The sequence below is a fragment of the Pseudarthrobacter sp. B4EP4b genome (assembly GCF_006680095.1).
In the GTDB taxonomy this organism is placed as follows: Bacteria; Actinomycetota; Actinomycetes; order Actinomycetales; family Micrococcaceae; genus Arthrobacter.
In genome coordinates, this window is sequence record NZ_VHIJ01000010.1 from 44,752 (window position 1) to 56,876 (window position 12,125).

Sequence of the window (12,125 nt, forward strand, 5' to 3'; positions counted from 1 at the left end):
AACCGACGTGAAAGAGTCTGCTAAAAGCAGGGCCACCTTTATGTTCATTGCCGGCATTGTCCGGCCCTTGATGAACGCCATGATGAGCAAGGAGTGGGAGGGGACGGAGAAGCTTCCCGCCGGCGGGTTCATCGCGGCCCCCAACCACTGCACCGAAATTGATCCGCTGGTAGTGGGCCACATGCTGTACAACCAGAAGCGCGCCCCGCACTTCCTTGCCAAAGCGGGCCTCTTCAAGGTTCCCGCCTTTGGTTGGCTGCTGCATGCCACCAAGCAGGTCCCCGTGGAGCGCTCGACGGCGGGAGCGAACCGCTCGCTGCAGGTCGCACAGGAGATTGTCGCCGAGGGCGGGGCCATCATCATCTATCCGGAGGGCACCCTCACGCGTGACCCGGACCTGTGGCCGATGAAGGGCCATACCGGCGCGGCGCGGCTGGCCCTTGAGGGCGGCATTCCCGTGGTTCCGATCGCACACTGGGGCGCGCATGACGTGTTTCCGCGGTACGGCAAGAGGTTCCACCTCTTCCCGCGCAAGAGGTCCCGTGTTGTAGTGGGCGATCCTGTGGACCTCAGCGCCTTCTCCGGCCGTCCCCTGGACAAGGCCACGCTGGCCGGAGCAACCGACGCCATCATGGACGCCATCACCGGCCTCCTCGCGGAGCTCAGGGGAGAGCAGCCCCCGGCGGTGCGCTGGGATCCGGCAAAGCAGCAGCAGTCCAAGCACGGGCGTTTCGTGGAGCGCGGCCAGGGCCAGACCGGGGAACGGACGCCCGGTGATTCCTGAGGGGACACAGGGCGGGTCGGCCCGCTCTGTTGCCGTGCTTGGGGCCGGCTCCTGGGGAACCACGTTTGCGAAGATCCTGGCCGATGCCGCCACCGCCGCCGGTGAGCCCCGCGCCATCCGGTTGTGGGGCCGGCGCACCGAAGTGGTGGAGGAAATCAACACCTTCCACCGCAACAGCCAATACCTGAAGGACATTGCCCTCCCGGAGAGCATTACCGCTTCCACTGACGTCCCTGAGGTGCTGGCCGGCGCCGATCTGGTGATACTGGCTGTGCCGGCCCAGTCCCTCCGGCCGCAATTGCGCGGATGGAAGGACATGATCGCCCCCGGTGCCATGGTGGTTTCACTGATGAAGGGGCTGGAACTGGGCACCGATGCCCGGATGAGCGAGGTCATCAGTGAGGAACTCGGCGTTCCAACGGAACGCATCGCCGTCGTTTCCGGTCCCAACCTGGCCATGGAGATCGCCCGCGAGGAACCTACCGCATCCGTGGTGGCCTGCACTGATTCCGCTGCCGCCGGCTGGATAGCCCGCAGCTGCACGGCACCATACTTCCGGCCGTACACCACCGCGGACATCGTGGGTGTGGAAATCGGCGGCATCGTTAAGAACGTCATCGCGCTGGCAGTAGGTATTTGCGAGGGCCGGCAAATGGGGGACAACACCAAGGCTTCTGTTATTACCCGCGGCCTCGCCGAAACATCCCGCCTGGCGTTGGCGCTGGGCGGGGACGCGAAAACCATGGCGGGCCTGGCTGGCCTGGGTGACCTGGTGGCCACATGCTCTTCTCCGCTGTCGAGGAACCATACCGCCGGGCGGCTGCTGGGCCAGGGCCTTACGCTGGAGGAAGTAGGCCAGAAGATGACCCAGACCGCCGAAGGCATTAAATCCGGCCAGGCCGTCCACGAACTCGCGGCAAAGCTCGGCGTCGAGATGCCCATCACGGCCGCCGTCGTCGCTGTGCTGGCAGGCAAGCTGTCCGTTGACCAACTGGGGCCTGTCCTGCTGGCCCGGGAACTGAAACCTGAAGGCGATTACTGACCATGTCCCACCACAATCTCACCGCATCAGAACCGGCCCGCGGGGCAAAGCCCCGGGTGGCGGTATTGTTCGGCGGACGGTCCAGCGAGCATGCCGTGAGCTGCGTTACCGCCGCCGGTGTCCTTGGTGCCATTAACAGGGACAAGTACGAGGTGATCCCGATCGGAATCGCCAAGACGGGGCAGTGGGTCCTTGCCGCCGAGGACACCGCCCAGTGGTCCCTCTCCGCGTCCTCGCTGCCTGAGGTGGTCCCGTCGCAGAAGACGGTGACGCTGGCCGAGATCGGCGGCGAACACCAGCTGATCGTGGCTTCCCCGAACGAGGTTCCGCAGGAGCTCGGCACCGTGGATGTGGTATTCCCGCTGCTGCACGGCCCGTTCGGCGAGGACGGTACCATCCAGGGGCTCCTGGAACTCTCGGACACGAGGTACGTCGGAGCCGGCGTCCTGGCTTCCGCTGTGGGGATGGACAAGCACTACATGAAGGTGGTCTTTGAAGCGGCCGGCCTTCAGGTGGGCCCCTACATTGCCGTGACCGACAGGCAGTGGCGCAAGGACGCGGAGTCCGTGCGGAAGCAGGTGGACCGGCTCGGGTTCCCCGTCTTCGTCAAGCCCGCCAGGGCCGGATCCTCGATGGGTATTTCCAAGGTGGACTCGCTGGATGAGCTGGACGCTGCCATTGAGGAAGCACGGCGGCACGACCTTAAACTCGTCATTGAGGCGGGAATTGTGGGCCGCGAGATTGAATGCGCAGTGCTCGAAGGCAGGGGGACCGATGCCCCCCGCACCTCCATGCCCGGCGAGATCTCCGTGGCAGGCGGCACGCACGAGTTCTACGACTTCAACGCGAAGTACGTCGAAGACGACGCCGCAGCGCTCAGCTGCCCCGCGGACCTGCCCGAGGAAGCCATTACCAGGGTGCGTGAACTCTCGGCGGCTGCCTTTGATGCCGTGGGTGCAGAGGGATTGAGCCGGGTGGACTTCTTCTACACACCGGACGGCCAGCTGATCATCAACGAGATCAACACCATGCCGGGCTTCACCCCCAAGAGCATGTACCCGCAGATGTGGGCCGCCTCCGGCCTGGGCTACGCCGACCTGATCGACGAACTCATCCACCTGGCACTGAACCGCAAAACCGGACTCCGCTGACCCCGTTCCGGTGGTTGAGCTGACCGCTCCCGGTGGTTGAGCTTGTCGAAACCTACTGGCTTTGCGGGAGGTCCTGCAGTTCCTCCTGGCCCACGCAGTTGCGGCTCGCCGGCACTTCTGCGGCGGCAACCGCCAGGTCTGCAAGCACCGTGGCGGAACTGATCTTGTCCGGGTCCATCAGGATCTCCGTGGCGGGCTCCCGGCCGTAAGTGGTGAGCGTCCATACCGGGTCGCCTTCCTTGATGACCCAGTCGATCCCGTTGACGGTAACGCACCGGTCGGTGGTGGGTCCCGGCACATTGACGCCGCAACGCAGGACCACCAGTGAGGGATCGCCCCAGGCGGCAGTTGCCTGGCTGTTTGTCTTACGGAGGGCTGAGTCCCCGATGGCCTCGGGGAGAGCCACCATCATGGGGGCGCAGGCCGGGTTCGCCGCATCCTTGGCGGCCGGCACGTCCACCACTGGGGAACACGCAGCCAGCGGAAGGGCGGCTAAAGCCCCGATCAGCGCCATCCTGGCACGGCGGGCGGTCAGGGAGGCGAGGGGGTGGTGCATGCTCCAAGCCTATCGCCGCAGCCGGGCCGGCCAGGACACCAGGAGGTGCGGCCAGCCAATGTCCGTGGCCCGCTGTAGCGTAGTGGCGTGCCAGAAAACCGTTTGACCGTCCACCCGCAGCCCCCAGCCGTTGCTGCCCTCTCCGAAGCCGAATTGCTGGCCCGGATCTTCCCCCGTCTTTCCATGTCCGGGTCCTACTCAGAGGCCACGCTGCTGGGTCCGGGGGATGACGCTGCCGTGGTGGCGGCACCGGACGGCAGGACGCTTATCAGCATCGACACGCAGGTCCAGGACCAGGATTTCCGCCTGGAATGGCCAAATGGTTACCGGACCACCGGGTTCGACGTCGGCTGGAAGGCCGCGGCGCAGAACCTCAGCGACATCAATGCCATGGGGGCCACCGCCACGTCGCTCGTCGTGAGCCTCACACTCCCGCCCGAGACGCCGGTGAGCTGGGTGGAGGACCTTGCGGATGGGCTTACTGCCGGCATCAAGGACCTCGGAGCCACCAGATGCTCGGTGGCGGGCGGCGACCTCGGCCGGGGCCGGGAAATTTCGGTCACCGTCGCCGTCCTCGGTACCCTCGACGGCGGTCCAGCAGTGCTCCGGTCCGGGGCGCAGCCGGGGGATGTCCTCGCGCTTGCCGGTACGGCCGGGCATGCTGCTGCGGGCCTGGCCCTCCTGGAGTCGGCCGAGAACGTTGATGCCCTCGGGGAACGTGAGCGTGCCTTCCTCGACCTGCAGTGCAGGCCGCGGCCGCCGCTGGAAGCAGGCCCTGCAGCGCGGACGGCCGGTGCCACGGCGATGCTGGATGTTTCGGACGGACTGCTGCGGGACGGACTGCGGCTGGCTACGGCCAGCAGCGCCGCAATCGACCTGGATCCGGCGCAACTGCACGTGCTGGGGGAGGTGCTGCGGCCTGCCTCGGAGCTGCTGGGCACGGAACCGGCAGCCTGGGTGCTCAACGGCGGGGAGGACCACGGCCTGCTCGCCACATTCCCTGCTGATGTTCAGCTGCCACCCGGATTCACTGCGATAGGCTCAGTACAAGCATTGGGAAGCAATGAAAGCCCGAGCGTCAAAATTGCGGGCCGGCCCGCGGACGCCGGGGGATGGGATCACTTTGCACACTAAGGTTGCCGCCAACGCGCAAGCGATGAAGAGGTGGTTGGGCAAGGCTGAAACCGTCATTGGCAACCATAGCGACCGCCTCAACGCCATCAATATCTTCCCGGTAGCGGACGGCGACACGGGCACCAACCTGTACTTGACCGTGCGCGCGGCTGCCCGGTCCGCGGCCGCCGCGGAGGACCAGCCTGCGCAGCTGGACGTCGGCGTCGTACTGGCTGCTGCCGGCCAGGCTGCGATGGAGGAAGCCCGCGGAAACTCAGGGACCCTTTTGTCGGTGTTCCTGTGCGCCGCGGCGGAACCGCTCGCGGGCCACACCCGGCTGACGTCCACCCTGCTGGCCGCCGCACTGAACCGGGCCCAGATCAGGGCATGGTCCGCCCTCAGCGACCCGGTTCCCGGAACCATGCTTTCCGTGATGGAGGCTGCGGCACGGGCAGCGGCCGCGGTGGACGCCGGGCAGAACGGGGACGACAGCAACCACGCCCTGGGCCTGGCACTGGACGCCGCCGTTGAAGGTGCCTTGGCCGCAGTGATCCGCACGGAGGACCAGCTGGACGCGCTGACCTCGGCCCGGGTGGTGGACGCGGGTGGAGTGGGCATGCTCCTGATCCTGGACTGCCTCCGTTCCGCCGTCCTGGGTGAGGAGCTCCAGAGCGAACTGCTGGACGGGCTCCACGGCTATGACGTCTCCGATCCCCATATCCATGCGGCCCTGCCGGACGATGACGGCGTCGAAGTCATGTGCACCATCAATCTTTCACCGCTTCATGCGGCCACGCTCCGCCAGCAGCTCGACGAAATCGGTGAATCCGTGATCATGAGCCAGGTGGGGGGCAACGAAGACGCCGATGGGAACTACCGCTGGCGGGTCCATGTGCACGTTCCGGATCCCGAGCCTGCTGTCAGTATCATCCGTGCCCTGGGAGAACCGTCCCACATCAGCATCAGCGAACTCGCCCTGCCGCGGGAACCCCACACAGACGCAGTGAACTCCAGTGGGCATGACCGCTGAACTCGACCTTGTGCTGGAACGGCGGATCGGCAAGCGGTCCGCATCGGTCATCGAAAAGCACCTGGGCATCACCACGGTTGACGGGCTGCTGAACTACTTCCCGCGCCGCTACATGAACCGCGGTGAGCTCACGCCCATCAGCGAACTCCCCCTCGACGAGGAGGTCACCCTCATCGCCCGGGTGCTCTCCAGCAGCACCCGGAACATGCAGGCCCGCCGCGGGACCATCACCGACGTCATAGTGTCCGACGACGACGGGCGGCAAGGGCTGCGGCTGGTCGGCGGAACGGACTACCGGGGGAAAGTCCCCGGCACCCTCAAAATCACCTTCTTCAACGGTTTCAAAGCAAAAACAGATCTACTGCAGGGGCGCCGGGCCCTGTTCTCCGGAAAGGTCACCAAATTCAAGGGACAACTGGGCCTGACCAACCCGGACTTCCAGCTGCTGGATGACGATCCCTTCAGCGAGGGCAGCCAGGACCCGGAAAAACTCGCCGCCATGCCCATCCCGGTCTACCCGGCCACTGCCAAACTGCCCAGCTGGAAGATCCAGAAGGCCATCCACACCCTGCTGGAAACGCTGGATCTGGACGCGTTGCCCGATCCCGTTCCGCCCGCCGTCGCCCGGCGTGAAAAATTCCTGCCGGTGGCCGAGGCCTACCGCCTCATCCACGCGCCCGAAACCGCTGAGGACTGGCGCCGGGCGCGGGACCGGCTCCGCTACCACGAAGCACTGGTGCTGCAGTCCGCTCTGGCCCGCCGCCGGGCGCAGCTGGCCGCGGAGGAAGCCACAGCACGGCGCCAGGTTCCCGGCGGGCTGCTGGCAGCCTTCGATGCTGACCTGCCGTTCACCCTCACCGCGGGGCAGGCCGCCGTCGGTGAAACCTTGGCCTCGGAACTTGCCCGCGACTCACCGATGAACCGGCTGCTGCAGGGTGAAGTGGGCTCCGGCAAAACCATCGTGGCGCTGCGGGCCATGCTGCAGGTGGTGGACGCCGGGGGACAGGCCGCGCTGCTGGCACCCACTGAAGTACTCGCCGCCCAGCACTATGATTCGATCCGCCGTTCCCTGGGGCCGCTGTCCAGGGACGGCCTGCTGGGCGGCCTCGGCGATACCTCGGTCCAGGTCACGCTGCTCACGGGTTCCATGCCCACGGCAGCCCGCAAGCAGGCCCTGCTTGATGCCGCCTCCGGGACAGCGGGAATCATCATCGGCACCCACGCCCTGCTTAGCGGCAACGTGACGTTCTTCGATCTTGGCCTGATCGTGGTGGATGAGCAGCACCGCTTTGGTGTGGAGCAACGGGATGCCCTCCGGGCCAAGGCACGGAAGCCGCCGCACCTGCTGGTCATGACCGCCACGCCCATCCCGCGAACCGTTGCCATGACCGTGTTCGGTGACCTTGAAACGTCGGTGCTGGACGAACTGCCCGCAGGCCGGGCCCCGATCAGCACCCATCTGGTGGGCCTGGCCGAAAACCCTGCGTGGGCCGGCCGCATTTGGGCCCGTTCCCGGGAGGAAATCGACAACGGGCACCAGGTGTATGTGGTCTGTCCCAAGATCGGCGCGGACGACGACGGCGACTTCAGTCCGGAGGAAGCGGACCTGGCTGATGGCCCCGAGGGGGAAAACGGGCGGGAACTCGCATCGGTGACTGCCGTCGTCGAACATCTCCAGGCCGAGCCGGCACTCACCGGTGTTCCCCTTGCTCCACTGCACGGGCGCCAGCTGCCCGACGTGAAAGCCGCCGCCATGGCCGGCTTCGTGGACAACCAGGTCAAACTGCTTGTCTCCACCACCGTCATTGAGGTGGGCGTTGACGTTCCCAACGCCACCCTGATGGTCATCCTCGACGCCGACCGGTTCGGCATCTCCCAGCTCCACCAGCTGCGTGGCCGGGTAGGGAGGGGCGGGCTGCCCGGAACGTGCCTGCTGGTCACGGCGCTGGAGCCCGGCCACCCCAGCCGGAAGAGGCTGGAGGCGGTGGCCGCCACCACGGACGGGTTCGCCCTTTCCCAGGAGGACCTCAAGCTGCGCCGCGAGGGCGACATCCTCGGTGCCTCCCAGTCCGGCGGCCGCTCCACCCTTAGGCTGCTGCGTGTCCTTGAGCATGAAGCTGTCATCAGCCGGGCGAGGGACGATGCCCAGCAGATCGTGTCACAGGACCCGATGCTGGCTGGACACCACGAACTGGCTGAAGCAATCGACAAGTACCTCAACCCCGAAAAGGAGGCGTTCCTTGAACGCGGTTAGCACGGTGGGATCCGAAATGCGCGCCGGCGGAAGCCGAGGCGCCCAGTGAGCCGGATCATTTCCGGGGCAGCCGGCGGCACACCGCTGCAGGCTGTCCCTGGCTCCCTGACCAGGCCCACCACGGACCGGGTCAAAGAAGCACTCTTCTCGCGGCTCGAGGCCTTTGACGTCATCAGTGGCGCCAGGGTGCTGGACCTCTACGCCGGCTCGGGATCCCTGGGCGTGGAGAGCGGCAGCAGGGGAGCCCAAACCGTGGACCTGGTGGAGTCCGACGCGAAGGCGAGTGCTGTATGCCAGCGCAACGCCGATCTCATTAACGGGGTCCTGGGCCGAAAAGCCGTGACGGTCCACCGGTCAAAGGTGGAGCCCTTCCTGGAGCGTGCCGCGGCATCGGCGGCCTGGGACCTGGTGTTCCTGGACCCGCCCTATCCGCTGGAGGAGGTGGCTTTGTCCGCAGTCCTCGAAAAACTGGCCGGCCACCTGGCGCCGGCGGCCGTGGTGGTGGTGGAGAGGTCGTCCCGCTCGCCCGAGCCGGGGTGGCCCGGCGGGCTGGCGCGGTTCGCGGAGAAGAAGTACGGCGAAACCAGGCTGTGGTTCGCTGAGCCCTTTGTCCCTGACGCCGTCGATGCCGACGTGCTCGACGACGAAGGCGTGGATGCGGACGGGACCGGCTCCGGTTCCGTTGAGGCGGACGGCAGCGGCCGGTAGGAAACCGTTCCGGCAGGCCTGATCAGACCGCGAGGGCGTCCAGGTCCACACCGGCCAGGACCTTGGCCGGATGCGGCCCCCGGGCGGTCAGTTCCTCGGACCAGCCCGCGGGCCAGGATGTTTGGGTGCCGGCCAGGATGATGTTCCCCGGGTAGCGGCCCTCGAACATGCCCGCTTCAGCAACAGCGGCGACGTCACCCATTGCACGCCGCATCGCCGCCGCCTGGCTGCGGACCAGGGTGAGGCCGGGTTCGTCCCCCACGTTAACGATCAGGAGGCCCTCCGGCGCCAGCCGCTCCCTCAGCTCGCTGTAAAACTCCGTGCAGGCAAGGTGGGCGGGGGCCTCCGGGCCGGAAAAGATGTCAAGGATAACGACGTCGAAGCGGAGTCCGGGATCAAGCTCCGCGAGTGCGTCCCTGGCGTCTCCGATGATGGCGTGCAGGTCTGTCCCCTCAGGGAGTGGCAGTTGCCGGAGGACGAAATCGAGAAGTTCCCGTTCCAGCTCCACCGTGTACTGAATGGATCCTGGCCGGGTCGCCTGGATGTAGCGGGCCAGGGTCAGGGCGCCTGCCCCCAGGTGCAGCGCCGTGACCGGCGTTCCTGCGGGGGCCGCCAGGTCCACCAGATGCCCGATCCGCCTGAGGTATTCGTAGAAGATGTGGTCGGGCCGTGCCAGGTCCACGTGGGACTGTTCCGCGCCGCCGATACTGAGCACGTAGCCGCCCACTGTGAAAGCGTCCGGCTCGATTGATGCGTGCTGTCCGCTGGTGCGAAGGAACCGGGCCGCACTCCGCCCGCTGCCCGCCTGCATCAGACCAGCCCGCCAAGGGTTGCCAGCCTGGCCGCGGCCTCCTCAAGGACCTCCGTCTTTTTGCAGAACGCGAAGCGAAGCAGGCTGCGTGTCCGGTCTGCCCCTTCCGGGTGGCAGAAAACGGGGACGGGGATGGCTGCAACGCCCACCAGTCCGGGCAGCCTGCGGGCCAGGTCCACGGAGTCGTGGATTCCCAGCGGCGCCGTGTCGACGTTGACGAAGTACGTACCCTGCGGGGAGTAGACATCGAAGCCTGCCGCCCTCAGCCCTTCGCTCAGGATGTCCCGCTTGCGCTGCAGCGTGGCGGCAACGTCATCGTAGAAGGCGTCCGGCAGGCCCAGCCCGGTGGCAATGGCCGCCTGGAACGGGGTGCCGGAACTGTAGGTGAGGAACTGCTTGACCGTCCGGACAGCGGAGACGAGTTCCTCGGGGCCTGTTACCCAGCCGATCTTCCAGCCCGTCAGCGAAAACGTCTTGCCCGCCGAGGAGATGGTGATGGTACGGTCACCGGCTCCGGGCAGGGAAGCCACCGGCACGTGGCGGGCGCCAAACGTGAGGTGTTCGTACACTTCATCGGTGATGATCAGGCAGTCATGCTTCCGGGCCAGGTCAACGACGCGCTGCAGGATGCTCCGGGGAAATACCGCACCCGTGGGGTTGTGCGGGTTGTTCAGCAGCACCGCCCTGGTCCGCCCGCTGAAGGCCGCTTCCAGGGCGGCCAGGTCCGGCATGAAGTCCGGGGCCAGCAGCGGAGCCGTGACGTGGGTGGCGCCGGAGAGCCCGATCACCGCTCCGTAGGAATCGTAGAACGGCTCGAAGGTCAGGACCTCGTCCCCGGGGCCGGTAAAAGCCAGCAGGGCGGCAGCGATGCCTTCCGTGGCGCCGGTGGTGATGATCACTTCGGTCTGCGGGTCAGGGGTGAGGCCATAGAACCTTTCCTGGTGCACAGCCACCGCTTCGCGCAGTTCCAGGATGCCCTTGCCGGGCGCGTACTGGTTCACCCCGGCGGCGATGGCGGCGCGGGCAGCTTCCCTGATCTCCATCGGCCCGTCCTCATCCGGGAAGCCCTGGCCCAGGTTGATTGCACCGGTCTGCGCCGCGAGGGTGGTCATCTCTTCGAAGATGGTCACGCCTAGCCCGCCATCGGCTCCGAGGAGGTTGGCTCCGAGCGCGGTCCGCTGCCAGGGGGCAGGGGCCATGGGGGTGGAAACTTCCCGTGGTGGATGCATCCAGTCATGGTATCCCGGCCTTTCCATGGGGTAGGTTCGGAGCATGAGACGCGCTGTCTGCCCCGGATCCTTCGACCCCATCCACAACGGCCATCTCGAGGTTATTGCCCGGGCGGCCAGCCTGTTTGATGAAGTCATCGTGGCGGTCTCCACCAACCCGGCCAAGAAGTACAGGTTCACGCTGGCGGAACGGCTGGAGATGGCCCGCGAAACCCTGGCGTCGCTCAAGGGCATCGTGGTGGAACCCGTAGGCGAAGGGCTGCTCGCAGAATATTGCCGGCAGCGGGGTGTGTCTGCCATCGTCAAGGGCCTGAGATCGTCCTCCGACTTTGACTACGAGCTGCCCATGGCCACAATGAACCGGCAGCTGAGCGGAGTGGAAACGGTCTTCCTGCCCGCCGAGGCGCACTACATCCACCTGTCCTCCACCTTGATCAAGGAAGTCGCGGGCCTGGGCGGCAGCGTCTCCGATTACGTTCCCAGATCAGTGCACCGGAGGATGCTTGCGGGCGGGTCGGCGGACGATCAGCAGCCAAGAGGGTAGGCTTGTCAGGTACTTCGGCGGTCCCCGCTGGCTGGTTTGAGTCCCCGCGGCTCTTCAGGCTAAGATGGTACGTCGGTCATATGTTCAACAGGAGTTCTCATTAAAAGAGATGCTGGTTCGCCCCTGGCGTTCGACGTCAAGGACCTCGGACGCAGTCCGGGAAGCATGCGGACACTGAAGGAACATGTACCCGCACCGGGTGATCTTGGTGTGGCGCTCATTGGTGTTCAGGAAGGCTCGGATATCGAGCTGGATCTGAGGCTTGAGGCCGTACACGAAGGAATTCTGGTATCCGGAACCGCACTCGCCGAAGTAACCGGTGAATGCGGCCGATGCCTGGATCCCCTTGCGTATGACCTTGAGGTCAATGTGCAAGAACTTTTCTTCTATGAGGGCATACAGCTTTCGGACGAAGAAGATGATGAAGAGCAACGTCGAGTCGAGCACGATGTAATCGATCTTGAACCGGTGTTGCGGGACGCGGTTGTCACCAATCTGCCGTTCCAGCCGGTGTGCCGGGAAGACTGCCAGGGCCTTTGCTCCGAATGTGGAGTTCGCCTGGAAGACGAGCCGGGGCACCACCACGAGGTCTTGGATCCTCGCTGGGCTGCCCTAGCTGATATGGCTAAGCCTGACCGGCAAAATTGATTTGTACGTGTTTGTCTAGAGAGAAATGAGTTAGCCGTGGCTGTTCCCAAGCGGAAAATGTCTCGCTCGAATACCCGCGCCCGCCGCTCGCAGTGGAAGGCGACCGCCCCCCACCTGGTGAAGACCGTGGAGAACGGCCAGGTTACCTACAGCCTGCCGCACCAGGCGAAGGTCGTCACCGATTCGGCCGGCACCGCGCTGTTCCTTGAGTACAAGGGCCGCAAGGTCGCGGACGTCTAATCGGCCCCTCAGGCT

General features: G+C 66.0%; 13 protein-coding genes. 10 read left to right on the plus strand and 3 right to left on the minus strand.

Annotation, left to right across the window (positions count from 1 at the left end; genetic code table 11):
* The first annotated feature begins 7 nt into the window (after window positions 1-7).
* From FNL14_RS04240 to FNL14_RS04250, 3 genes are read left to right on the plus strand one after another with little or no spacing between them, the layout of a single operon-like run.
* Window positions 8-784 (plus strand): 1-acyl-sn-glycerol-3-phosphate acyltransferase, encoded by a 777-nt coding sequence (locus FNL14_RS04240; RefSeq protein ID WP_142057928.1) that lies wholly within the window; start codon window positions 8-10, stop codon window positions 782-784.
* Window positions 774-1,826, plus strand: coding sequence for an NAD(P)H-dependent glycerol-3-phosphate dehydrogenase (locus FNL14_RS04245; protein ID WP_142057930.1), 1,053 nt, complete (start codon window positions 774-776; stop codon window positions 1,824-1,826). Before FNL14_RS04240 ends, FNL14_RS04245 begins: the two co-directional genes overlap by 11 nt.
* A 2-nt stretch (window positions 1,827-1,828) precedes the next feature.
* Window positions 1,829-2,977 (plus strand): D-alanine--D-alanine ligase family protein, encoded by a 1,149-nt coding sequence (locus FNL14_RS04250; RefSeq protein ID WP_142057932.1) that lies wholly within the window; start codon window positions 1,829-1,831, stop codon window positions 2,975-2,977.
* A 52-nt stretch (window positions 2,978-3,029) separates the two neighbouring features.
* On the opposite strand, the gene FNL14_RS04255 is transcribed toward FNL14_RS04250, so the two are convergent.
* Complete coding sequence (locus FNL14_RS04255; RefSeq protein ID WP_142057934.1) at window positions 3,030-3,533, minus strand: DUF3515 domain-containing protein; 504 nt, start codon at window positions 3,531-3,533, stop codon at window positions 3,030-3,032.
* Between the two features lie 183 nt (window positions 3,534-3,716).
* Between FNL14_RS04255 and thiL the strand changes: the two genes are divergently transcribed.
* From thiL to rsmD, 4 genes are read left to right on the plus strand one after another with little or no spacing between them, the layout of a single operon-like run.
* Window positions 3,717-4,667: a thiamine-phosphate kinase gene (gene thiL, locus FNL14_RS04260; protein WP_142057985.1), complete on the plus strand. Its 951-nt coding sequence runs from the start codon at window positions 3,717-3,719 to the stop codon at window positions 4,665-4,667.
* Between the two features lie 22 nt (window positions 4,668-4,689).
* Window positions 4,690-5,676 (plus strand): DAK2 domain-containing protein, encoded by a 987-nt coding sequence (locus FNL14_RS04265; protein WP_142057936.1) that lies wholly within the window; start codon window positions 4,690-4,692, stop codon window positions 5,674-5,676.
* Entirely contained in the window at window positions 5,666-7,930 is a 2,265-nt protein-coding gene (locus FNL14_RS04270) for an ATP-dependent DNA helicase RecG (protein ID WP_142057938.1), read from the plus strand. The genes FNL14_RS04265 and FNL14_RS04270 overlap by 11 nt, the downstream gene beginning before the upstream one ends.
* A gap of 45 nt (window positions 7,931-7,975) precedes the next feature.
* Window positions 7,976-8,638 carry a 16S rRNA (guanine(966)-N(2))-methyltransferase RsmD gene (rsmD, locus tag FNL14_RS04275; RefSeq protein ID WP_142057940.1) on the plus strand — a complete coding sequence of 221 codons (663 nt, stop codon included), beginning with the start codon at window positions 7,976-7,978 and terminating at the stop codon, window positions 8,636-8,638.
* 22 nt (window positions 8,639-8,660) lie between these two features.
* Here rsmD and FNL14_RS04280 read toward each other — a convergent pair whose 3' ends face one another.
* Together FNL14_RS04280 and FNL14_RS04285 are read right to left on the minus strand one after the other, a co-directional pair.
* Entirely contained in the window at window positions 8,661-9,449 is a 789-nt protein-coding gene (locus tag FNL14_RS04280; RefSeq protein ID WP_181762540.1) for a spermidine synthase, read from the minus strand.
* Window positions 9,449-10,678 carry an aminotransferase class I/II-fold pyridoxal phosphate-dependent enzyme gene (locus FNL14_RS04285; protein WP_255470693.1) on the minus strand — a complete coding sequence of 410 codons (1,230 nt, stop codon included), beginning with the start codon at window positions 10,676-10,678 and terminating at the stop codon, window positions 9,449-9,451. Before FNL14_RS04285 ends, FNL14_RS04280 begins: the two co-directional genes overlap by 1 nt.
* A 43-nt stretch (window positions 10,679-10,721) precedes the next feature.
* Between FNL14_RS04285 and coaD the strand changes: the two genes are divergently transcribed.
* From coaD to rpmF, 3 genes are all read left to right on the plus strand, one after another.
* Window positions 10,722-11,222, plus strand: coding sequence for a pantetheine-phosphate adenylyltransferase (coaD, locus tag FNL14_RS04290; protein ID WP_091415891.1), 501 nt, complete (start codon window positions 10,722-10,724; stop codon window positions 11,220-11,222).
* Window positions 11,223-11,345: 123 nt separating this feature from the next.
* Complete coding sequence (locus FNL14_RS04295) at window positions 11,346-11,870, plus strand: DUF177 domain-containing protein (protein WP_142057989.1); 525 nt, start codon at window positions 11,346-11,348, stop codon at window positions 11,868-11,870.
* Window positions 11,871-11,906: 36 nt separating this feature from the next.
* Window positions 11,907-12,110, plus strand: coding sequence for a 50S ribosomal protein L32 (gene rpmF / locus FNL14_RS04300; RefSeq protein ID WP_009356569.1), 204 nt, complete (start codon window positions 11,907-11,909; stop codon window positions 12,108-12,110).
* Window positions 12,111-12,125: the final 15 nt, after the last annotated feature.

What these genes read in the sequence shown, in the direction of transcription:
- FNL14_RS04250 (WP_142057932.1), top strand. Translation starts at nt 1,829, where the DNA reads ATGTCCCACCACAATCTCACCGCATCAGAACCGGCCCGCGGGGCAAAG.
- FNL14_RS04255 (WP_142057934.1), bottom strand. Translation starts at nt 3,533, where the DNA reads ATGCACCACCCCCTCGCCTCCCTGACCGCCCGCCGTGCCAGGATGGCG.
- thiL (WP_142057985.1), top strand. Translation starts at nt 3,717, where the DNA reads ATGTCCGGGTCCTACTCAGAGGCCACGCTGCTGGGTCCGGGGGATGAC.
- FNL14_RS04265 (WP_142057936.1), top strand. Translation starts at nt 4,690, where the DNA reads ATGAAGAGGTGGTTGGGCAAGGCTGAAACCGTCATTGGCAACCATAGC.
- FNL14_RS04270 (WP_142057938.1), top strand. Translation starts at nt 5,666, where the DNA reads ATGACCGCTGAACTCGACCTTGTGCTGGAACGGCGGATCGGCAAGCGG.
- FNL14_RS04280 (WP_181762540.1), bottom strand. Translation starts at nt 9,449, where the DNA reads ATGCAGGCGGGCAGCGGGCGGAGTGCGGCCCGGTTCCTTCGCACCAGC.
- FNL14_RS04285 (WP_255470693.1), bottom strand. Translation starts at nt 10,678, where the DNA reads ATGCATCCACCACGGGAAGTTTCCACCCCCATGGCCCCTGCCCCCTGG.
- coaD (WP_091415891.1), top strand. Translation starts at nt 10,722, where the DNA reads ATGAGACGCGCTGTCTGCCCCGGATCCTTCGACCCCATCCACAACGGC.